The sequence below is a fragment of the Streptomyces sp. XH2 genome (assembly GCF_049725035.1).
Taxonomy (GTDB): Bacteria; Actinomycetota; Actinomycetes; order Streptomycetales; family Streptomycetaceae; genus Streptomyces; species Streptomyces roseoverticillatus.
In genome coordinates, this window is the sequence record NZ_JBMMMZ010000006.1 from 420,456 (window position 1) to 439,849 (window position 19,394).

Consider the following 19,394-nt stretch of genomic DNA (forward strand, 5'->3'; position numbering starts at 1 on the left):
CCCGGGGCCGGCCGGAACTCCAGGCCGGAGACGTGCTCGCGGGTCGTGGTGCCCAGGAGCACGAGCGAGGCGGCCTCCGCGACCTCCGGCGGCACGGCGCCGCCCCCGCCGCCCGGCCGGGCGGCGCCGTCGAGCGCACGGAGCAGCCGGCCCAGCCCGTGCGCGTGCCGGGTGAAGACGCGCCGGCCGACCCGGCGGCCCCGCTCCCGCTGGCCTTCCAGCGCCTGCGCCGTGCCCACGTCCAGCAGTACCAGGTGCAGTTCGTGGCCCCGGTGGCCGGCCTCGCGGGCCAGCCAGCGCCGCATCCACGGGCGGCTGCCGCAGTCGTGCACCAGGACGGGCTCCCCGCTGCGCACGGCCGCCCGGATCCGCAGGAGGTGGTCCAGGCGGGCGCACGGCCGGTAGACGGCGTACGGGAGCCGGTCCGGCATGCGCGCCTGCCATCGCTCGTGGGCGGCCCGCGGGTCCACGGCGGGGGCCGCCGCCGACCAGCGGCGCATGAGGGTGCTCTTGCCGCTGCCGGGCAGCCCCGACACGACGACGACCGCCCCCGCCGGATACGACAGCACCGCCGGTGCCCGGCAGCCGGCCGCCCGCAGGTCGACCACCCCGCGGGGGCGGAACCCCGCCGCGGGCGCGGGCCCCGCCTGCGCCGCCGGGCCCGCGGGCTCCGCCGGTGCGCCGGCGGGTATGCCCGCCGGGGTGCTGCTGTCTGTCGTGCCGGTCCGGCTCACGGTCTGGTGTCCCCTGCCCTTGGCTGCTGTCGGCGCCCGCCGCGTGGGCGACGGGGGCAGTCCTTCAGACGCCGCGGCGCACCCTGCCGGTTCACCGGACGTCCCCACGGGTTCACCGCGGCAGGGGGCGAACAGGCCCGTGGGCGCGCCGGGGGGGGGGGGGGGGCGGCCCCCGGCGGCCCCCGCGGGCCGGGGGGGGCGGGGGGGGGGGGAGCGGCCGGCGGCCGCGGCGGCCAGGGGCCGGCCGTGGTGACGGCTGATGTTCTTCTCCAGCAGCGACAGGCACTCGGCGACGCCGATGCTGCCGGAGGTGTGCTCGGGCAGCCGCCCGTCCCGGGCCTTCAGGCCGGCCAGCGCGCGGTCCATGGCCGACTGCGCGGCGAAGAGGCAGGGGGTGCTGTAGATCGCCACGTCCACGCCGAGCTCGGCCAGCTCCGGCAGCGACAGCCGGGGCGACTTGCCGCCGGCGATCTGGTTGAAGAGGAGGGGCTTGTCGCCGATGACGTCCCGGACCTTGCGGATCCACGCGACGCTGCGGACGCCGTCGACGAGCAGGACGTCCGCGTCGGTGGCGGCCAGGGCCTCGGCGCGCCGCAGGATCTCGTGCTCCTCCGTGGCGTCGGTGCGGGCGACGACCACGAGGTCGCGGCGGGACTCCAGGACCATGTTCAGCTTGTCCAGGTACTCCTGCAGGGGAAGGATCTGCTTGCCGTCCACGTGCCCGCAGCGGCGGGGCCGCTGCTGGTCCTCCAGGATCACCCCGGAGGCGCCTACGGCCTCCAGCTGCTGCACGGCGTGGCAGGCGGTCTCGGGGTCGACGTAGCCGTCGTCGATGTCGACGAGCAGGTGCTGCGCGGGGAAGGCGAGGCGCAGCCGCTGCACGAAGGCGACGATGTCGGGCCAGGCGATGAAACCTATGTCGGGAAGGCCGTAGTGGGAGGCCGCGAAGCCGAAGCCGGAGACGAACATGCCGTCGTAGTGCTGGGCCGCGACGGAGGCGGAGAACATGTCGAAGATGCCGATGAGGGGGGTGGTGCCGTCCGCGGCGATGGCGTCACGTAGCCGGGCGGGGTGGTTCACGGGTACCCTCCGAAGACTGGTTTGGCGTCGGTTGGGCCCGCTTCGGCTGCTGTCTTTGACGGAAGCCCGCAGCCGGTGCGGGAGACGATGACCGACCGGAGGTCCCTGGGGTGCGCCGCGCGAAGGCGTACCCCAGGGATTTTTGCTGCGCTCTGCTGCTGGTGGTGCCGGTCGGTGCCTTCGGGAGATTAGTCAAGAGATAGTCATGCAGCAATATAGGCAAGGTAAAAGCGGGTGGTGGGCGATGCAATCGCGCCGACCACCCGCACCTTTGGAGCGCCGTGCGGCGCCCGCCCGCCCGTGCTCGCCCCGCAGTTGAGGAGCCCCTTCCGGCCTCCCGGCCGCCTCCCGCGCATATGCCCGAGGATCGTCCGGATCTCGCGGGTCCGCTCACCTCATGGAGGGTCAGGTCCGCGCCGGCGCCTAGTGCTTGGAGAGGTTCCGGGCCTCGGCGCGGCCCTTGAGCTCCAATTGCTCGGCGAGGTCGCGCAGGGCGCGGGCGCCGGCGATCTCCTCGCCGACGCGCGGCTCGTTCGGGTCGCGGGCGTCCCGGGTGGAGCTGGTGCGGGCGCGGAGCTCGGTGCCGTCGCGCAGTCGCAGGAGGGCGGCGGCCCGGGTGCGGGATTCGTCCTCGTCGAATTCGATTTCTACGTGCCAGCCGGCGACCTGCATGGGCAAAACACCTCCGCGGTGGTGCAGCTTTCCGTGGCGGCCACTGTAAGTCGCACCCCTGCGGCGCCCGCGGTCCGCGCGCCCGGCCGGACCCAGGTCCACCCGTCCGGCTGTCCGCCACCGAAGGGCGGGGGTGATGCTTGTAGAGGGCATGAATGTACGCGGCATAAATGCAGGCGGCATGTATCGCCCGGGGCAAACAACACAAGATCACAACCCTGTGGCCTTGATCACACGGGACAGGGGCAATGCGCGAAAACGGTCATGTACGAGCACGCCTTTCCCGTGGCGCGAATCCCTTTGTGTGTCCGGGGAATGCCCGTCCCGCCCCGCTCTGACCAGCGCTGATCGATCACTTACCGGCGGAAATATCAATTCCCCGTGAACTCTTGACGCCGCCCTTACACGCCTCACACCATTCACGGCATGGAGTCCACCGACAGCCGGCCGAGCACCGAGGCGCAGCAGCGTCCCGGCGCCATGTCGTGCCACCGGGCGCAAGCGCCCCACGGCAGGCCGGCCCGTCGGGCGGCATCCGGCCGGCGGCGGCCCTTAGAGGGCTGACCTCCCCGCGCCACCCAGCGGCGCCCAGGACGGCAGCGACAGCACCGCCGGTCCCGGGCCACGCGCCTCGTGCCCGCTCCCCCCTGCCCCACCGCAGGTGACCCCGTACCCGGGGCCGCCCGCGTCCGGCCGGAGGGCATGACCGGCTCACTGCCGGCGGGCATCGCATCACCCCTCGGAGGACGGCGTCGCCAGCCGGCCCTCCGGGTAACCGGGCCCACCCCCTCGTAGCAGCACCACGGCCCGGTCCTGCCCCCTCCAAAGAAGGCGAAGTACCACATGAGTGACCGCACCCTCACTGCGGCCGAAACCCAGCCCGCCGCCACGGCGGCGCCGGCGGCCTCCACGCACGTGGACGCCGGCGATGCCGGGTACAGCAAGGACCTCAAGTCCCGCCACGTCAACATGATCGCCATTGGTGGAGCGATCGGCACCGGACTCTTCCTCGGTGCCGGCGGCCGCCTGGCGAGCGCGGGACCCTCCCTCTTCATCGCGTACGCCGTCTGCGGCCTCTTCGCCTTCTTCGTCGTCCGGGCACTGGGCGAGCTCGTCCTCTACCGCCCGTCCTCCGGCGCCTTCGTCTCCTACGCCCGTGAGTTCATGGGCGAGAAGGGCGCCTTCACGGCGGGCTGGCTCTACTTCCTGAACTGGGCCACCACCGGCATCGCCGACATCACGGCGGTCGCCACGTACACGCACTACTGGAGCATGTTCAGCGACATCCCCCAGTGGGTGCTCGCGCTGATCGCCCTCGCGGTCGTGCTCACCGTGAACCTGATCTCGGTGAAGTACTTCGGTGAGATGGAGTTCTGGTTCGCGATCATCAAGGTCGCCGCGATCACCGTCTTCATGGTCGTCGGCATCTTCCTGCTGGCCAGCCAGCACAAGGTCGGCGACGGCACCCCGGGTCTGTCCAACATCCTCGACCACGGCGGCATCTTCCCGACCGGCGTGATGCCCATGCTGATGGTCATCCAGGGCGTCGTCTTCGCCTACGCCTCCGTCGAGCTGTGCGGCGTCGCCGCGGGCGAGACCAAGAACCCCGAGAAGATCATGCCGAAGGCGATCAACTCGATCATGTGGCGCGTCGGCCTCTTCTACGTCGGCTCCGTCATTCTGCTCGCGGTGCTGCTGCCCTACACCGCCTACCACGGCGGCGAGAGCCCCTTCGTCACCGTCCTGTCGAAGATCGGCATCCCGTACGCGGCCGGCGTGATGAACCTCGTCGTCCTCACCGCGGCGCTCTCCAGCCTGAACTCCGGCCTCTACTCCACCGGCCGCATCCTGCGCTCGATGGCCATGTCGGGCTCGGCGCCGAAGTTCACCGGCCTGATGAACAAGGGCCAGGTCCCCTACGGCGGCATCCTGCTCACCGCGTTCTTCTGCGTGCTGGGCGTCGGCCTGAACTTCGTCGTCCCGGCGGACGCCTTCGAGATCGTGCTGAACTTCGCCGCCATCGGCATCATCGGCACCTGGGGCATGATCATGGTCTGCTCCCTGCTCTTCTACCGCCGCTCCAAGGACGGCCGGGTCACCCGCCCCGGCTACAAGCTCCCCTGGGCCCCGTACACCCAGATCGTCACGCTGGTCTTCCTCGCCGGCGTGCTGGGTCTGATGGCGTCGGAGCCGGGCGCGAGCCGCACCACCGTCCTGTGCCTGCCGATCATCGTCGCGATGCTCATCGGCGGCTGGTACCTCGTCCGCGGCCGGGTCGCCGAGGCCCAGCGCAAGAACGAGCTCGCCCGTGCGGAGGCCGACAAGGCCTGACCGGTGACCCCACCGGCGACCTGATCGGCTGAACCACAAGAGGCGCCCGTCCCGGAACACCGGGGCGGGCGCCTCTGCGCGTGCCTACGGCCTGGCCGAGTCCACCCCCGCCCGCCCGGCGCGCCACAGCCCCCGCGTGAAGTCCGGGATCTCCTGGGGCGCCCCCTTGGCCCTGATGGAGGCGTGGCTGAGCGGCACGGGCGCGCTCCACGTGGCCGCGTCGTACACGTCGAAGTCGGGCACCAGACCCCGCTGCATGCACTGCATGAGCCGGAAAACCATGATGTAGTCCATGCCGCCGTGCCCGCCGGGCGGGTTCGCGTGCTCCTTCCACAGCCAGTGGTCCCACTGCGCGTACACCCCGAAGTCCCCCCACTCGTCCCCGGACATCTCCGGCTCCAGGTAGATCCGCGGCGGGTAGTCCTCGAACACGCCCTTCGTGCCGCCCAGCGTGTTCACGCGGCTGTACGGATGCGGGTTGGAGACCCCGTGCTCCAGGCGGATCACCCGCCCCTTCGCCGTCTGCACGAGACTCACCGACAGGTCGCTGCCGACGTACGTCTCCTTCCAGCTCGGGTCACCCGGCGGCATGTGCTGTGCGCGGTAGGCGGCCAGCCCGGCGGCGGGGGACCCGACCGTCGAGATCCGCACCGCCCGGTCCCCGCGGTTGACGTCCATGTAGTTCGCCACCGGCGCGAAACCGTGCGTGGGATAGACGTCGCCCCGCAGCCGGGTGTGCCACTGCCGCCGCCACGGACCCTCGTAGTACGTCGGCGAGAACATCAGCTCCCGCAGGTCGTGCAGGTACGCCCCCGCCCCGTGCAGCAGCTCGCCGAAGACGCCCGCGTGCGCCATCCGCAGCACGCGCATCTCGTTCTTGCCGTAGCAGCAGTTCTCCAGCTGCATGCAGTGCCGCCGCGTGCGCTCGGACAGGTCCACCAGGCGCCACAGCTGCTCCAGCTCCATGGCGGCCGGACACTCCACCCCCACGTGCTTGCCGGCGGTCAGGGCCGCCTCGGCCATCGGGAAGTGCCACTCCCAGGGCGTGGCCACGTACACGAAGTCCACGTCGCCGCGCCCGCACAGCTGCGCGTAGTCGTCCTCGCCCTTGGTGTAGAGCGCCGGCGCGGGCTGCCCCGCCGCTCCGACCCTGGCCGCGACCTTCTCCGCCTTGGCCCGCACCTTGTCGCACAGCGCCACCACGCGTACGCCGGGCACCGCCAGGAACAACTCCGCCATCGAGGCGCCGCGGTTGCCCAGCCCGACGATCCCGACCCGCACGGTGCCGCGCCGCTCGAACGGCACCCCGATCATGGTCGCGCCCTGCCGCCGCGGCACTGCTGCCGCGGCGGCCGCCCCCGCCGGGACCGCCCCGAGACCCACGCCCGCGCCCGCGGCGCCGGCGGACTTCAGGAGGAAGCGGCGGCTGACGTCGGGGTCCTGGGCGCGGCCGGACGTCCCGGGCCGCCGGGGGTTCTGCGGGGCTGACTCGTGCATCGGTCCTCCTGGACACAAGGGGCTGATGTGAGCTGCGGCGCGTGCATGAACCTCGCTGACTTCGGTAAGTGACCCTGACGGGTGTGACGCAGGCAACGCAAGAGGGCTCGCGCGGCGGGATTGCGCCGTTCGCCCGGGGGCGGATCAAGGCCCCCGGGGGGCGGTCCCTAGGCTGACTCGATGGGAAACGTCTTCGGCAGCGGCAGCACGGGTGACGAGCTGTACCTGTCCAACGGCGGGACGGCCGCCTTCCTCGACGCGCTGTGGCTGGCCGTCTCGGACCTGGCCCGCAGCCCCTGGGACTTCCGGTTCGCCGCGCTCCTGGCCCTGCAGGACCAGACCGTCATGGGCCGCGGGGTCGTCGGGTTCGACCTGGAGGACATCGACTGGGGCGGCACCCCGGCCGAGCGGGCGCAGGCCAAGGACTTCGTGCTGCGGGTGATCGACCTCGCGCTGGCACGGCACCGCTGGGACGAGCTGACCTACGAGCCGCCGTACGTCCCCGGCTACCTGCGGCGGTACCGGGCCGTGGTCGAGGCCTTCACCCCGCCCCCGCGCCCCGCCGACGAGGACGTCTTCCCGGGCCCGGACGCGGCCGCCACGGCCTCGTGCGTCCGCCACCGGGTCCTGGACGCCCTGCCGCATTGGGAAGGCTGCGTCTTCTGCACCGGGAACGGGCTGCGCGCGGGGTGAGCCGCCCGCCGGCGGCCTACGACGCGTCGTCCTCGAAGAACTGCGTCTCGTAGAAATCCATGAGCTGTTCCGCCGTGTGTCCGGTCGTGCGGGCGAAGTCCTGGGCGACCGCGGCGGCCCAGTTCCCCAGCGACAGGGCCAGCGCCAGGATGCCGTCCGTGCCGTGCCTGGCCTGGATGGCCTTGATGGTGGCCAGGTTCACCCACGGCACGACGCCGGGCTCCTTCTCCGCCACGGTGCGGCGCAGGAGTTCGATGACGGTGCGGGTCATCTCCGGCTGCAGCGGGCGCAGCCGTTCGCGCTCCTCCGTGACCCTGGCGACGATGCGGGCGCGCTGCTCCTTGTCCACGGACCTTCCCCTCGTTCGGCGGTGGCGACCGCCTACCGTAGGGCCGCGGCGGGTGCCCGGGGGAGGGTTTGGTGCGATGGTCAGCGTACGGGTGAGGCGGGATGGACGGGCGGTGCGTACGGGGCCACCGTTGACGAAGGATCGTCGGCGGGGGTCATGATCCGCCGGCCGAGGGCGAAGGACCCGGCGAACTCGACCGGGACGTCGAGGCGCAGTGTGGTGACCGGCTCCCCGGAGAGCGGCGGCCGCTCCGTGCCGATGCGGTACGGGGTGCGGATCAGCTCGTCGTCCGGACCGCTGCTGTCCACGGTCTCGAACCCGTCCCCGGCCGGCCCCCACTGACCGTTGACCCGCCATGTGTACCGCAGTTCGAGCAGGCCGGGGGAGGGCAGGCACCAGGCGAACCGGCCGATGCTCAGCTCGCCGCCGAAGCTCTCGAAGCGGCTCCAGCCGCGGCCGCCGGCCAGGAGGACGAGCTCGCTCGTCTCCATCGCGCCCGCGTCGAAGGGCGCGCTGCGCCACTGGCCGGTCACCTGCTCGTCGAGGGAAGTCACCCGGGGATTATGCGCGAAGTCCGGCGGGACGCGGCAGCGGTGGGGCGGCGCCGGGAGCCCCGGCACCGCGGTTCGCCGGCCCGGCGGGTGGTCACCGGAGGGAGATGCGGCTTGAGGCCTCCTTGGGGAGCTTCTCGTTGACGAAGGAGACGGTGTCGCCCACGGGGCTCTCCTCGATGTCGGTGAGGTGTGCGAGCCGGTTCATCAGCGGGCGCGGGCTGAGCCCGCCCCCGCCGGCCGCCTGGGCGGTGCCGGATGCGGAGACGGCTCCGCACACCAGGAGGGCCGATCCCACAGCAATACGCGTCACGATGCGGTTCTTCATGCTCTGCAGAACGACGATGGGGGCGAACCGACACGGATGGGATCATCAGCCCCGGGAAAACACATGAAACGCATTATGAGCACCGGCTGTTGGCGCCCCGGCCGGGGGCCGGGGCGCGGGCCGGAGGGGCGTGCGCGAAAAAAGTCCGGCGCAGAGATGATTTTTCACCCGGCCGGGGACGGAAAAAATTTCCGCCCCCGCCGTTGACGATTCCGTGCTACTGTCTTTTCAGTTGCAGTTGTGGTTCCCAGAGACTCGCAAGTGTTCTCGACCGGCCTCCAGTCGGTTGCGGCACTTTTTGTATTTCCGGCTTTTTGATTTCCGGACAGGGCGATCATCGGCGATGCGGGGCCCGCGCAGTGCGGACCCCGGGTACTGCCCCGAAGGAGATTTGACATGGCTACTGGCACCGTGAAGTGGTTCAACGCGGAAAAGGGCTTCGGCTTCATCGAGCAGGACGGCGGCGGCGCCGACGTCTTCGCCCACTACTCGAACATCGCCACCCAGGGCTTCCGTGAGCTTCAGGAGGGCCAGAAGGTGACCTTCGACGTCACCCAGGGCCAGAAGGGCCCCCAGGCGGAGAACATCCTTCCCGCCTGACGCCCGTCGTCCGACGCGCTGAACGCAGCCGGGGCCCGCACTTTGGGTGCGGGTCCCGGCTCGTCGTATTTCCGCTCGTTTTCCGGCAGAATACTGCCGGTGGCGGCTCACCGGCCGCCGGGGAATTTATCGCCCTTTCCTCCCACCTGGTTGAGGCACTATGCGCTGTGTTATCGCCCGTTTCCCCTTCGACCTGGTCAAGAGCGAGGTCGAGCACATGATGAAGGGCATTACGCCCGAGCCCGCCACGGGTGCCTGCGCGGTCATCGGCCGCCGTACGTACCCCGTCAAGCAGGTCGGGCAGGTGATCACCAGGCAGGACCGGCGTGATTTCACCAGCGACGAGGTCACGCGCGCGCTGACCCGGCTGGGCTTCACCTGCCGCACCGTGCCCGCCGAGCCTGCGGTCCGGTGCTCGGCGCGTTCTGAGCGGGACGGACCCGGAAAGCGCGGCAGAGCGCGGTCCTCCGGCCCGGTTGCGCCGGCCGGGTGCAGCCCCGCCGACCCGCCCGCCATACCCTTGCCCCGCCCTCCCTTCCTGCGGAGCATGCGGCGCATGGCACATTGCGAAGTCTGCGGTAACGACTACGACCTGGCGTTCGCCGTGGAGACCAAGGACGGCTCGCGTCACGTCTTCGACTCCTTCACCTGCGCCATCCACAAGATGGCCCCGGTCTGCGAACACTGCCAGGTCAAGATCATCGGCCAGGGGGTCGAGGCGGACGGCCACTGGTACTGCGGAGCCCACTGCGCCCGCTCCGAGGGGAAGGTGGGGATCGTGGACCACGTCTGACGGCCCAAGGGGAGCCTTCTATGACCACGGCACGGGATCTGATGATGACCGCCATGGACGCGGCGGCCACGCGCCCCGTGGAACCGGGCGATCTGTCGCTCGCGCTGGCGGGAGCGGAAGTGATCGACCTGCTGGCCGCCGGGGCCGTCACGCTGGACGGCGACAGGATCGTGCCGGGCGACCGGACGGCCCAGGCCGATCCGGTGCTGGACCAGGCCGTGGCGGCGCTCGTCCGGGAAGCGCCGTACGAGCCGGTCGGCGACTGGCTGTGGCGCAGGGGGCGTGGCCTGGCGTCGGCCTACTTGGCCGCCCTGGACGCGGAAGGGCAGCTCACATGGCGGGGCAGCCGCTGGTTGCCCTTCCGGACGGGCCGGACGGTCCCGGCCGATTCGGCCGACCACCGCCGGGCCGAGGCACGCCTGGCGGCGAACGAGCCCGTCCTCGCCGCCCTGGCGACGGCCGCCGGGATCCGCGACACGAGCGGTGAGGAAGCGCCGGCCGGGGCCGGTGACGCGGTCGAGAGCGTGCTCGCCGCGGTCAACGACGCGTTGCTCGACCTGGAAGCCGTACGGCAGCGGCGGGCCGTCGAGCAGGCGGCTTTCGACAATGTCTGGCGAGGCGAATGAACGGGCGAATGAATGACGGCACGCGGCGGACCGGCGGATCGGCCGCGGCCGGCCGCGGCTGCCACCTGCCGGCCTAGGTCCGGCGCGCGGCCGGACTTGGTACCCCGGCCCGATACGGCGGCGGGCAACCGCGCCTAGCGTGCTCCGCATGGACATCACGGACACGAGCGGCGTACTCGACGAAGCGCTCGAGCGGCTCCACGTCGCGGGCCCGGAGCGGCTCGGCCGGCTCACCAACCACGCCCCCATGGTGGCCGAGGCGCTCGTCGCCCGCGGCCGCCCGGATGCGGTGCACCGCTGGCTCGATCGCTACGAGGAGCGGCTGGAGGAGTTCCCCGCCGCCGTGGCGCCCGTCACCGACGCCGACTGGACCGCCGCGCTCGGCGACCCGCGCCGGGCCGCCGACTGGATCGCCCACTTCGGGCGCACGCTCTCCGAACACGACTGGAGGAGCGTGCTCGCCACGTGGTGGCCCCGTCTGCTGCCGGGGATGTACGGAGGATCGACCCACCCCGTGATCCGCGTCGGCCACGCCGTACGCGCCCTCCTCCGCGGCGACGCGAGCGAGCCCCGCCTGACCGAACTCGCCCACGGGCTGGGCTACTGGGCGGCCCGCCACCACCCGCTCGCCGGCATCATCTGGTTCCCCGGCGCCCCGCACGCCGCCGCCGGCCTGCACGCCGTACCGCCGATCCGGGACCTCGCCGGCGGTTTCCCCGCGCGGCTGGCCCGCGTCGAACGGCTGCCGGTCTGGGCCGTTGACGTGACCGAGCCCGGCACGGCCCGGGACCGGCTCGCCGAGCTGGTGCGCGCCGCGACCCACCGCTACGCCACCCACGGCCACGGAGAAGCGACCATGCTCGTGCACGCGGCCACGGCTCCCAGTGCCGTCCTGCGCACCCTTCCGGCGCTGCCGCGGGCACTGTGGGCGCCGAGCCTGCACGCGGCCTGGGCGGCGTCGGCCGCGGTGACGGCGATGTACGCCCCGGCGGAAGCCGTCCCGTACGTCCCCGCGGGTCACGTCGCCGCCGGAGAGCTGATCGAGCGCGCGGTGGCGCACGGCGACGAACACGTCATCAAATTCGCCGACACGGCGCTCGATGTCGCAGGCGAGGCCGGCGAGTCCGGTGAGGGCAGCGAGTCCGGTGAGGGCAGTGAGGGCGGCGAGCAGGCGTATGCCGCCGTGCTGCGTGCGATCGAGCTCGGCGAGCCGCTCGCCTGAGGCCCGGGGCGGGCTCTATCCGGCCCGGCCGGCCCCCAGCCGGGTGACCAGGTCGTGCCAGGTCGCTTCCAGACGGTCGAGGGACATGCCGCGCTCGACGGTCAGGTGGTGGACGAGCGTGGTGTCGAGGTAGCCCAGCAGCGTGTGCGCGAGGAGTTCGGCGTCGCCGTCCACGCCCGCCTCGCGCAGGAGCATGGCGAGGTGCGCGAGGCGGAGGTGGCGGGCGGGGACGCTGTAGGCGCGCAGCGGGTCCGTGCGGGTGGCCAGGATCAGGTCGTGGTGGTCGCGCTCGTGGCGGATGACCGCGGGCCCGAAGGCGTGCAGGCGCTGCGCCGCGGGGGCGCCGGGGCCCAGGGGCGGCGGGCCCGAGATGAAGGCCGCCTGGAGCTGCTGTTCGCGGTGGTCCAGGAGGGCCAGCAGGAGCCCGGTGCGGTCGCCGAAGCGCCGGAAGACCGTGCCCTTGCCGACCCCGGCGGCCGCGGCCACGGCCTCCATGGTCAGGTTCGCGGCCCCGCACCGGGCCGTCAGCTGCGACGCGGCCTCCAGCAGGCGCGTGCGGTTGCGCGCCGCGTCGGCCCGCAGCTGCGGGGGCTCGCCGACCGGGATGAGCGCGAGACCCGGATGCTCGCCCCGGGTGCCGTCAGGAGCGCCGTCGGGGGTGCCGTGGTCCGGGCTGGGCGGGGGCGGGGTGAGGCCGGTCATGGAGCCAGGGTAGCGCGTCGGAACAATAACTGGACCGCGGTCCGGATAAGTGCTACAACTTTAAACAGGACCTCGGTCCGGTTTTAACTCTTGTCGATCACCCCCCTCTGGAGTTCCCCATGTCTGTCCGCATCCTCGCGCTCGTCGGCAGCCTCCGCGCCGGGTCCCACAACCGCCAGCTCGCCGAGGCGGCCGTCAAGATCGCCCCCGCCGGCACCGACGTCCAGCTCTACGAGGGCCTCGCCGACGTGCCCTTCTACAACGAGGACATCGACGTCGAGGGGAGCGTCCCGGCGGCCGCCGCCGAGCTGCGCGAGGCCGTGGCCCGCGCCGACGCCCTCCTGCTGGTCGCGCCCGAGTACAACGGCACGATGCCGGCCGTGCTGAAGAACGCCATCGACTGGCTGTCGCGCCCGTTCGGCGCCGGTGCGATCGCCGGCAAGCCGGTCGCCGTCGTCGGCACCGCCTACGGCCAGTACGGCGGGGTCTGGGCACAGGACGAGGCCCGCAAGGCCGCCGGCATCGCCGGCGCCGCGGTCCTGGAGGACGTCAAGCTCTCGATCCCCGGCTCCGTGACGCGCTTCGCCGGCCTGCACCCCGTCGAGGACGCCGAGGTCACCACCGCCCTGACCGCGGTCATCGAGCGCCTGGCCGAGGCCGCCGCCGCGTGACCGCCCGGCCCGCACGTTCCGGGCCCGCGGGCCCCCGTCGCGCCGTCAGCGCTTCGGGGGCCTGACCCACCCCTTCTTGACCAGCTGGTCGCAGTGCCACTTGCCGTAGCGCTTGCTCTCCCCGCGCTTCTTGGTGGCCTTGATGCAGTCCGCGTAGGGGAAGGGCGGCTTGTCGGCGGCCCTCTGGGCGGCGGGCGGGGCCGCGGGGGTGGGTTGCGCGGCCGCTGCCGGCGCGGCCAGGAATCCGGCCACGACGGCCGCGGCCAGCACGATTCTCATCCGACGCACTGTTTCTCTCCGCCTTCTCGTTCTCATACCGATTCGTTCCGGTTCGTACGGGTCATGGCGTTTTCGCGTATAACAGGCCAACGAGCCGGAGTGCCACGGGAAACGTTTCCCGGGAGGGGTTCACCCCGAGGGCGGCCCCGGGCCGGCTCACGCCGCCGTACGGGCGATCTGGGCGTCCAGGGCGGCGCAGAGCCAGTCGTGGGAAGCCCCGGGAGTCGGCTGCGCCGGGCCCCGCAGTTCGGCGGCGAGCTGCCAGTAGACGTCGATGCGGGGATCCGCGGCCAGCTGGCCGCTGAGCTCACGGCGGAAGGCCGGGGTGTCGCGCGTGCCGCACGAACGTGCGTAGGCCGCGACGAAACAGTCGAGCGCCTCGCCGTCGTACGGCGCCCGCTGCGCCCGCAGTGCGGGCGACGCCAGTGCGTACGCCTCGCTGAGACCCTCGTAGAGCACCGCCGGGCGGTAGCCGCCTCCGGTCCGGTGCGCCGCAGGCTGCCAGTCGCCGGCGCCGGCCCCGCCGGGGCACGGGCCCGAGACGAGGGCGTGCAGCCGGGCGAAGGCCAGGACCTGAGCCGGGGTCGGGTCCGCGGGCGGCTGCGGAACCGCCTGGTCGACGACCGCGGACCGCACGCGCGCCGGCAGCCTCGGGGGCAGCCAGCGGCGCCAGAACCCGGCCAGTGCGGCCGTGCTGGGCGGGGCGGACACGGCGCCGATCAGGCGCAGCCGGTCGGCGCGCTCCCCGGCCGGGCAGTCCCGGACGAGCCGGAGCGCGGCCTCCCGCCAGCGCAGGGCGGCCAGTTGTGAGCCGAGCTCCCGCAACTGCCCCGCGACGGCGTCCTCCAGAGCGTCCTCCATCGCGTCCTCGCGGTCGAGGACCCGGCCCACGTCCGGGACCGGCAGGTCGAGGGCGCGCAAGGAGCGGATCAGACGCAGCCGGTCGAGGGCCTCGGGCCCGTACCGCCGGTGGCCTCCGGCGCTGCGGCCCGCCTCGGGCAGCAGACCGCGGTCCGAGTAGAAGCGGACGGTCTTGACGGTGACGCCCGCGCGCTCGGCGAGCTCCCCGATGCTCCACATGCCCTCAGATGACACGGCTTGATCCTCCCCCAGCAGGAGCTTTTACCGTACCGGCGGACGCGGGCGGCCCGTCGGGCCGGGCCGCCCCACGACGTACGGAGGAGATCATGACGACATTCGTCCTGGTGCCGGGCGCCCACACCGGCGGCTGGATCTGGGAGGACGTGGCGGCCCGGCTGCGGGAGGCGGGCGCCGAGGCCCGTCCCGTGACACTGACCGGCATGCGCGGCGGCCACGACGAGCGCGACGAGCGCGACGAGCACGATGAGGCGGACACGGGCACGCCCGCCGGCACCGACCTGGAGACGCACGTCCAGGACCTGGTGCGGCTGATCGACGAGATCGACGCGCCGGAGGTGGTGCTGGTCGGCCACTGCTACGGCGTCCACCCGGTGCTCGGCGCCGCCGCTCGGCGCGCCGAGCGGGTCGCCCGGATCGTCTACGTGGACACGACTGTGCCCCAGGACGGCGCCCCCGCCCTCGAACTGATACCGGATCAGGCACTGCGCGACGCGCTGCGGAAGCGGGCCGGGGAGGCCGGGACCGACGGCCGGCTCGCCCCGCCGGCACCCGCAGAATGGCAGCGCTGGGGCAGTCTCGCCGGCATTCCCCGGGACGCGCTGGACCGGCTGGCCGCCCTGGCGGCACCGCAACCCCTGGCCACGCTCACCCGGCCGCTCCGCGTGCCGGGCGGTGCGGTCTCCGAGCTGCCGACGACCGGCATCCTCTGCACCGCCAACGGGCCCGGCATCGCCCTGGTCGAGTCGCTCCTGGAGCTGGGGGACCCGCGCATCCAGGAGCTCGCCAACCCCCGGACCGGCTTCTTCGAACTCGCCACCGGGCACTGGCCGATGCTCTCCGCCCCCGGCGAACTGGCCGCGATCCTGCTCCGCGCCGCCGCGGGGGAGGGGCACCGGCTGTCCGCGCCCGTGAACGAACTGCCGCCCCACCTGCGGCCCTTCCTCCTGGACGTACCGGAGCAGCGCCGCGAGCGCGTGGGGCGGGTCGATCTCCACCTGCCCGACGCCGACGGTCCCCGCCCCGCGGTGGTCTTCGTGCACGGCGGCCCGGTACCCGCCGGCCTGCGGCCGACGCCGCGCGACTGGTCGCTCTACACCGGCTACGCGCAGTACGCGGCGAGCCTGGGCGCGGTCGGCGCGATGCTGGACCACCGGCTGCACGACGTCACCGACTACGAGCGTGCGGCCGAGGACGTCGCCGCGGCGGTCGAGCTCGTACGGGCCGACCCGCGCGTCGACGGGGAGCGGGTCGCGCTGTGGTTCTTCTCCGCAGGCGGGCTGCTGTCGGCGGACTGGCTCGCCGCGCCCCCGCCGTGGCTGCGGTGCGTGGCGGCGACCTACCCCCTCCTCGCGCCGCTGCCGAACTGGGGGCACGCCGGCTCCCGCTTCCGGCCCGCGGCTGCGGTGCGCGCGGCCGGGCCCTTGCCGCTCGTGCTGACCCGGGTGGGCCGGGAATTCCCGGAGCTCGCGGCGACGGTCGGGGAGTTCCTCACCGCCGCCGAGGACTGCAAGGCCGCGGTCGAGGTGATCGAGGTGCCGGACGCCCGGCACGGCTTCGAGACGCTCGACCACGGCGAGCAGGCGCGCGATGCCGTGGAACGGGCGATGCGGTCCGTACTGGAGCACTTGCACGGCTCATGACGAGGCCGGAGCGCCGACACGACTCATGACCGGACCGGGGCACTTGCGCGGCTCATGGCCGGGCCGGGGTCCAGTGGCCGGGTGCCGTGACCGGCGTGCCAGACCGGGTGCGTGCTCGACTCATGACCGGCCGGCGGCGTGCCACGCACCGGCGAGTCGACGGACCGACGCGAACCGCTGCCCGGGGTCGGCCCGGGTGGCCCGCTCCACGACCGCGAGCCGACCGGGCCCGCCCCGCCAGGCGCGCTCGCCGTCTCCGGCGTCGAGGAGCAGGCGAGCGGTGCGCCCGAGGGCGAACACGGTGGTGCGGATGTCGATGACGGCCCCGCGTACGAACTCCTCGGGCGCCATGAACCGCGTGGATCCCGGCAGCCGTTCCTCCTCCAGGACGAACGGGCCCGGCCGGTATTCGTCGAGGTCGACGAGGTGCATGGTGTCGCCGGTGAAGTCGTACAGCAGGGAGCCGTCGTAGAGGTCCACGGCGACGTGACCCGCGTCCTCCACCGCGAGGTGTGCGCTCAGGATCCGCTCGAAGGCGCGGAGGACGAGGGGGAGGGGCAGTGCGCGGAAGCGCGCCATGGCGCTGTCCGGGGCGGTGCGGTCGGCGGCGCCGCGGACGGTGGGGTGGTAGAGGACCTCGCCGTCGCGCCACGGCATGACGACCGCCCAGCCGCCCCGTACGGCGATCCGGTGCACCTGCGGGACGATCGCCGGGTGCCGCACGGCCCGGTGGAAGGCCCAGGCCCGGTCGAGGGACCGCCTCGCGCCGCTGGTGACGGCTTCTTTGACGAACCAGCGCTCTCCATCGGCGAGACGGACGCCGTAGGACACACAGCCCGAGTCCTGTTCCCGGAAAGCGGTGAAGATCTCTCCGACCCGGGTGAGATCAGCCTCGATGGATACGGACGAGGCGTGAGAGGTGTCCAGTAACGGGTGAGGTGACATGTCGTCATCGTGCCACCTTTGCCGTCTTCGCCGTCGCGGTCGCGTCGGCGGCCGGGAGCGGCGCGGTCCCCCGCGGGGGTGGGGGCCGCGCCGCTCGCCTCACCGGACGCCGGCCGGCCTGCCCGGCTCGTCTCGGCTTACCTCGACTCAGGCGTATCCCGACTCAGGCGTATCCCGGCTTGGGCGTATCTCGACTCAGGCGTATCCCGGCTTACTCGACGACGAGCTCGACGGCGATGTTGCCCCGGGTGGCCTTCGAGTACGGGCAGACCTGGTGGGCCTGCTCCACGAGGCGGGTGCCCGTCTCGCCGGCGAGGCTGTCGGGGAGTTCGACGCGGAGGGTGACGGCGAGGCCGAAGCCGGTGTCGTCCTTGCCGATGGAGACCTCGGCGGCGACGGAGACGTCCTTCGTGTCGACCTTCGCCTCACGGCCGACCAGCCCGAGCGCGCTCGCGAAGCAGGCCGCGTAACCGGCGGCGAAGAGCTGCTCCGGGTTGGTGCCCCGGCCGCTGCCGCCGAGCGCGGGGGGCATGGCCAGGGCGAGGTCCAGCTGCCCGTCCGAGCTCACGGTGCGGCCTTCGCGGCCGTTGGCGGTGGCGACAGCGGTGTACAGCGCGTCCATGGGAGTTCCTTCGGTTCGGCGGTTCCTGTACGGAAGCGGCTCGCCCCCGTACAGCCAAAATCATTGCACGCAATTGAGTTGTGCGCAATTCAATAGGGTGCGGGTTACCCTTGAGGCATGACCGCTCCGCCCTCCCCCCTCCCGGACGACGCGGAGCTGCTCCGCCTCGACCACCAGATCTGCTTCTCGCTGCACGCCGCGGCCCGCGCCTTCGGCGGCGTCTACCGCGACGCCCTCAAGGACCTCGGCCTCACCTACCCGCAGTACCTCGCCATGCTCGTCCTGTGGGAGGAGCCCGATCCCCAGCCGGTCAAGGCCATCGGCGAACGGCTGCGACTCGACTCCGGCACCCTCTCCCCGCTGCTCAAGCGGCTCGAAGCGGCCGGACTCGTGGTGCGCGAGCGCAGCGCGGAGGACGAGCGCTCGGTCGTGGTCCGCGTGACGGGCGCCGGCGAAGAGCTGCGCGAGCGCGCCCTGCCGGTGCCCCGCCGCATCGTCGCCGCGTCGGGCCTGTCCCTGCAGGACGCCCTCGCACTGCGAGGGCTCCTGGAACGGCTCACCGAGAACCTCGACGCGTCACAGGCATCACAGGCGGGGTAGGCGGGGGAGTGCTGACCGCTCGCCCGCGACGCGCGGGGCCCGGCCACGCCGTACCCGGATTGTGAGGATCATCCGCATATCGTGACCCCATGGGTGATCCCACGGGTGAAGAGAGCGGCCCCGGCGCGCCCCGCGCCGGGGCCCACGCCCCCGTCCGTGCCCGGCGGCGCGCCCGTACCCGCCGGCACGCGTTCCGCCACTCGCCGTTCTTCCCCGCCACCGTGCTCCTGCTGATCGTGGCCGCGGCCGCCGGGCTGTTCGCCGGTTCCTACACGTACGCCATGGCCAATCCGACCCCGCACGACATCCCCACCGCGGTCGTCGGCGTCCCCGCCCCCGAGATCAAGCGGGGCGAGTTCGTCCAGGGCATGGAGGAGGCGCTCGGGGCCGAGCTCCGGCTGCGCCACTTCACCACCTACGAGGCCGCCCGGAACGCCGTCGAGGAGCAGCGGGTCTACGCCATCCTCCAGGACCGTCCCGGCACGGCCGGGCTGGACGTCTCCGGAGCCTCCGGCGCCACCGTCGCCCAGCTCCTGACCGAGACCGCGCCGGAAGTCGGCAGGACCATCGGCGTGCCCGTCACCGTCAAGGACATCAACCCCCTGCAAAAGGGCGACCCACGCGGACTCGCGCTCTTCTACATCACCCTCGCCGCGGTCATCGTCGGATTCGTCGGCGCCATTCAGATGGGCGTCCACGCCTCCGCGCTCAATCCCGCCGAGCGCATCGCCTTCACCGCCGGATACTCCGTACTGGGCGGCTTCACCATTGCCGTCGTCGTGGACTGGGTCCTGGGCGCCCTGAAGCTGCCGTTCGCGGAATCCTGGTTCATTCTCGCGCTGACCATGTTCACGTCCGGAATGGTCTTCACGATGTTCAACGCTTTGTTCGGGCGGTGGGCGATGCTGCCCACCTGGGGGCTGATGGTCCTGCTGGGCAACCCCTCCTCCGGCGGTGCCGTCTCCTGGCCCCTGCTGCCCTCGCTCCTCGGCGAGATCGGCCGCTGGCTGCCGCCCGGCGCCTCCGTGAACGCCCAGCACACGGCCGTGTACTTCCGGCAGCACCAGCACTTCTTCCCGTTCGCCGTGCTGGGCGCGTGGGCCGCCGTCTCCTGTGCCGTCTTCTGGATCTGGCGCCATCGCCACCCCGGCGGACGCGAGACGAACGCCGCCGCCCCCGAGTGAACGCACCCTCGCACGGAGTGACGTGCGGGGCCCCGGGATGTGAGGCCGCCCATGAGGCGTGGGTCACTTACGAAGCGGGTTAGTGGGTGGGGTGGCGGAATGGTGGGGAATGGGGGGTGTATTTCCGGGGGCTATGAGCGGGGGTAGTAGGTCACAGTGCTTGTCAGGGGTTTT

Annotated in this window: 20 protein-coding genes and 3 pseudogenes; 11 read left to right on the forward strand and 12 right to left on the reverse strand. The window is 72.7% G+C overall.

Annotated elements, in window-relative coordinates; genetic code table 11:
- Nucleotides 1-197: 197 nt before the first annotated feature.
- The 3 genes and pseudogenes from ACOTKD_RS15105 to ACOTKD_RS15115 all read right to left on the reverse strand — a co-directional run.
- A pseudogene (locus ACOTKD_RS15105) lies at nucleotides 198-842 on the reverse strand (AAA family ATPase); the annotation flags it as partial.
- 129 nt (nucleotides 843-971) lie between these two features.
- Nucleotides 972-1,814 (reverse strand): annotated as a pseudogene (locus ACOTKD_RS15110) (isocitrate lyase/PEP mutase family protein); the annotation flags it as partial.
- Between the two features lie 423 nt (nucleotides 1,815-2,237).
- A complete protein-coding gene (locus tag ACOTKD_RS15115; RefSeq protein ID WP_030365751.1) occupies nucleotides 2,238-2,486 on the reverse strand; it encodes a dsRBD fold-containing protein in 249 nt (82 codons plus the stop codon).
- An 843-nt stretch (nucleotides 2,487-3,329) separates the two neighbouring features.
- Here ACOTKD_RS15115 and ACOTKD_RS15120 point away from each other — a divergent pair.
- Complete coding sequence (locus tag ACOTKD_RS15120; protein ID WP_424889450.1) at nucleotides 3,330-4,817, forward strand: amino acid permease; 1,488 nt, start codon at nucleotides 3,330-3,332, stop codon at nucleotides 4,815-4,817.
- A gap of 84 nt (nucleotides 4,818-4,901) precedes the next feature.
- On the opposite strand, the gene ACOTKD_RS15125 is transcribed toward ACOTKD_RS15120, so the two are convergent.
- Nucleotides 4,902-6,314 (reverse strand): Gfo/Idh/MocA family protein, encoded by a 1,413-nt coding sequence (locus ACOTKD_RS15125; RefSeq protein WP_424889451.1) that lies wholly within the window; start codon nucleotides 6,312-6,314, stop codon nucleotides 4,902-4,904.
- A 180-nt stretch (nucleotides 6,315-6,494) separates the two neighbouring features.
- Between ACOTKD_RS15125 and ACOTKD_RS15130 the strand changes: the two genes are divergently transcribed.
- Nucleotides 6,495-7,007 carry a hypothetical protein gene (locus tag ACOTKD_RS15130; protein WP_424889452.1) on the forward strand — a complete coding sequence of 171 codons (513 nt, stop codon included), beginning with the start codon at nucleotides 6,495-6,497 and terminating at the stop codon, nucleotides 7,005-7,007.
- Between the two features lie 16 nt (nucleotides 7,008-7,023).
- Here ACOTKD_RS15130 and ACOTKD_RS15135 read toward each other — a convergent pair whose 3' ends face one another.
- The 3 genes from ACOTKD_RS15135 to ACOTKD_RS15145 all read right to left on the reverse strand — a co-directional run bounded on the left by ACOTKD_RS15135 (nucleotide 7,024) and on the right by ACOTKD_RS15145 (nucleotide 8,220).
- Nucleotides 7,024-7,356, reverse strand: coding sequence for a hypothetical protein (locus tag ACOTKD_RS15135; protein WP_424889453.1), 333 nt, complete (start codon nucleotides 7,354-7,356; stop codon nucleotides 7,024-7,026).
- Between the two features lie 80 nt (nucleotides 7,357-7,436).
- Nucleotides 7,437-7,910, reverse strand: a complete 474-nt coding sequence (locus tag ACOTKD_RS15140; protein ID WP_424889454.1) for a hypothetical protein — start codon at nucleotides 7,908-7,910, stop codon at nucleotides 7,437-7,439.
- A gap of 91 nt (nucleotides 7,911-8,001) precedes the next feature.
- Nucleotides 8,002-8,220, reverse strand: coding sequence for a hypothetical protein (locus ACOTKD_RS15145; protein WP_424889455.1), 219 nt, complete (start codon nucleotides 8,218-8,220; stop codon nucleotides 8,002-8,004).
- A gap of 411 nt (nucleotides 8,221-8,631) precedes the next feature.
- Between ACOTKD_RS15145 and ACOTKD_RS15150 the strand changes: the two genes are divergently transcribed.
- From ACOTKD_RS15150 to ACOTKD_RS15170, 5 genes and pseudogenes are all read left to right on the forward strand, one after another.
- Nucleotides 8,632-8,835, forward strand: coding sequence for a cold-shock protein (locus tag ACOTKD_RS15150; protein WP_030365760.1), 204 nt, complete (start codon nucleotides 8,632-8,634; stop codon nucleotides 8,833-8,835).
- Between the two features lie 160 nt (nucleotides 8,836-8,995).
- A pseudogene (locus tag ACOTKD_RS15155) lies at nucleotides 8,996-9,241 on the forward strand (SCO5918 family protein); the annotation flags it as partial.
- A gap of 150 nt (nucleotides 9,242-9,391) precedes the next feature.
- Nucleotides 9,392-9,628 (forward strand): hypothetical protein, encoded by a 237-nt coding sequence (locus tag ACOTKD_RS15160; protein ID WP_424889478.1) that lies wholly within the window; start codon nucleotides 9,392-9,394, stop codon nucleotides 9,626-9,628.
- 20 nt (nucleotides 9,629-9,648) lie between these two features.
- On the forward strand, nucleotides 9,649-10,254 hold the full coding sequence (locus tag ACOTKD_RS15165) for a GOLPH3/VPS74 family protein (RefSeq protein WP_424889456.1): 606 nt from the start codon (nucleotides 9,649-9,651) through the stop codon (nucleotides 10,252-10,254).
- 148 nt (nucleotides 10,255-10,402) lie between these two features.
- The gene (locus ACOTKD_RS15170) at nucleotides 10,403-11,476 is read left to right on the forward strand and encodes a questin oxidase family protein (RefSeq protein WP_424889457.1); all 1,074 of its coding nucleotides are present in this window, start codon (nucleotides 10,403-10,405) and stop codon (nucleotides 11,474-11,476) included.
- A 15-nt stretch (nucleotides 11,477-11,491) separates the two neighbouring features.
- Here the strand turns inward: ACOTKD_RS15170 and ACOTKD_RS15175 are convergent, their stop codons facing one another.
- A complete protein-coding gene (locus ACOTKD_RS15175) occupies nucleotides 11,492-12,178 on the reverse strand; it encodes a TetR/AcrR family transcriptional regulator (RefSeq protein WP_424889458.1) in 687 nt (228 codons plus the stop codon).
- 119 nt (nucleotides 12,179-12,297) lie between these two features.
- Here ACOTKD_RS15175 and ACOTKD_RS15180 point away from each other — a divergent pair, with 119 nt between their 5' ends.
- Nucleotides 12,298-12,849 (forward strand): NAD(P)H-dependent oxidoreductase, encoded by a 552-nt coding sequence (locus tag ACOTKD_RS15180; protein ID WP_424889459.1) that lies wholly within the window; start codon nucleotides 12,298-12,300, stop codon nucleotides 12,847-12,849.
- 45 nt (nucleotides 12,850-12,894) lie between these two features.
- Here ACOTKD_RS15180 and ACOTKD_RS15185 read toward each other — a convergent pair whose 3' ends face one another.
- Together ACOTKD_RS15185 and ACOTKD_RS15190 are read right to left on the reverse strand one after the other, a co-directional pair.
- Entirely contained in the window at nucleotides 12,895-13,128 is a 234-nt protein-coding gene (locus ACOTKD_RS15185) for a hypothetical protein (protein ID WP_424889460.1), read from the reverse strand.
- A gap of 156 nt (nucleotides 13,129-13,284) precedes the next feature.
- Entirely contained in the window at nucleotides 13,285-14,208 is a 924-nt protein-coding gene (locus tag ACOTKD_RS15190; RefSeq protein ID WP_424889479.1) for a MerR family transcriptional regulator, read from the reverse strand.
- 107 nt (nucleotides 14,209-14,315) lie between these two features.
- Here ACOTKD_RS15190 and ACOTKD_RS15195 point away from each other — a divergent pair, with 107 nt between their 5' ends.
- Nucleotides 14,316-15,869 (forward strand): alpha/beta fold hydrolase, encoded by a 1,554-nt coding sequence (locus ACOTKD_RS15195; RefSeq protein WP_424889461.1) that lies wholly within the window; start codon nucleotides 14,316-14,318, stop codon nucleotides 15,867-15,869.
- Between the two features lie 120 nt (nucleotides 15,870-15,989).
- On the opposite strand, the gene ACOTKD_RS15200 is transcribed toward ACOTKD_RS15195, so the two are convergent.
- Both ACOTKD_RS15200 and ACOTKD_RS15205 read right to left on the reverse strand, forming a co-directional pair.
- The gene (locus tag ACOTKD_RS15200; protein ID WP_424889462.1) at nucleotides 15,990-16,814 is read right to left on the reverse strand and encodes a serine/threonine protein kinase; all 825 of its coding nucleotides are present in this window, start codon (nucleotides 16,812-16,814) and stop codon (nucleotides 15,990-15,992) included.
- Nucleotides 16,815-17,025: 211 nt separating this feature from the next.
- Nucleotides 17,026-17,436, reverse strand: a complete 411-nt coding sequence (locus tag ACOTKD_RS15205) for an organic hydroperoxide resistance protein (RefSeq protein WP_424889463.1) — start codon at nucleotides 17,434-17,436, stop codon at nucleotides 17,026-17,028.
- Between the two features lie 117 nt (nucleotides 17,437-17,553).
- On the opposite strand from ACOTKD_RS15205, the gene ACOTKD_RS15210 reads away from it, so the two are divergent.
- Both ACOTKD_RS15210 and ACOTKD_RS15215 read left to right on the forward strand, forming a co-directional pair.
- Nucleotides 17,554-18,036, forward strand: coding sequence for a MarR family winged helix-turn-helix transcriptional regulator (locus ACOTKD_RS15210; protein WP_424889464.1), 483 nt, complete (start codon nucleotides 17,554-17,556; stop codon nucleotides 18,034-18,036).
- 89 nt (nucleotides 18,037-18,125) lie between these two features.
- Nucleotides 18,126-19,220, forward strand: coding sequence for an ABC transporter permease (locus ACOTKD_RS15215; RefSeq protein ID WP_424889465.1), 1,095 nt, complete (start codon nucleotides 18,126-18,128; stop codon nucleotides 19,218-19,220).
- Nucleotides 19,221-19,394: the final 174 nt, after the last annotated feature.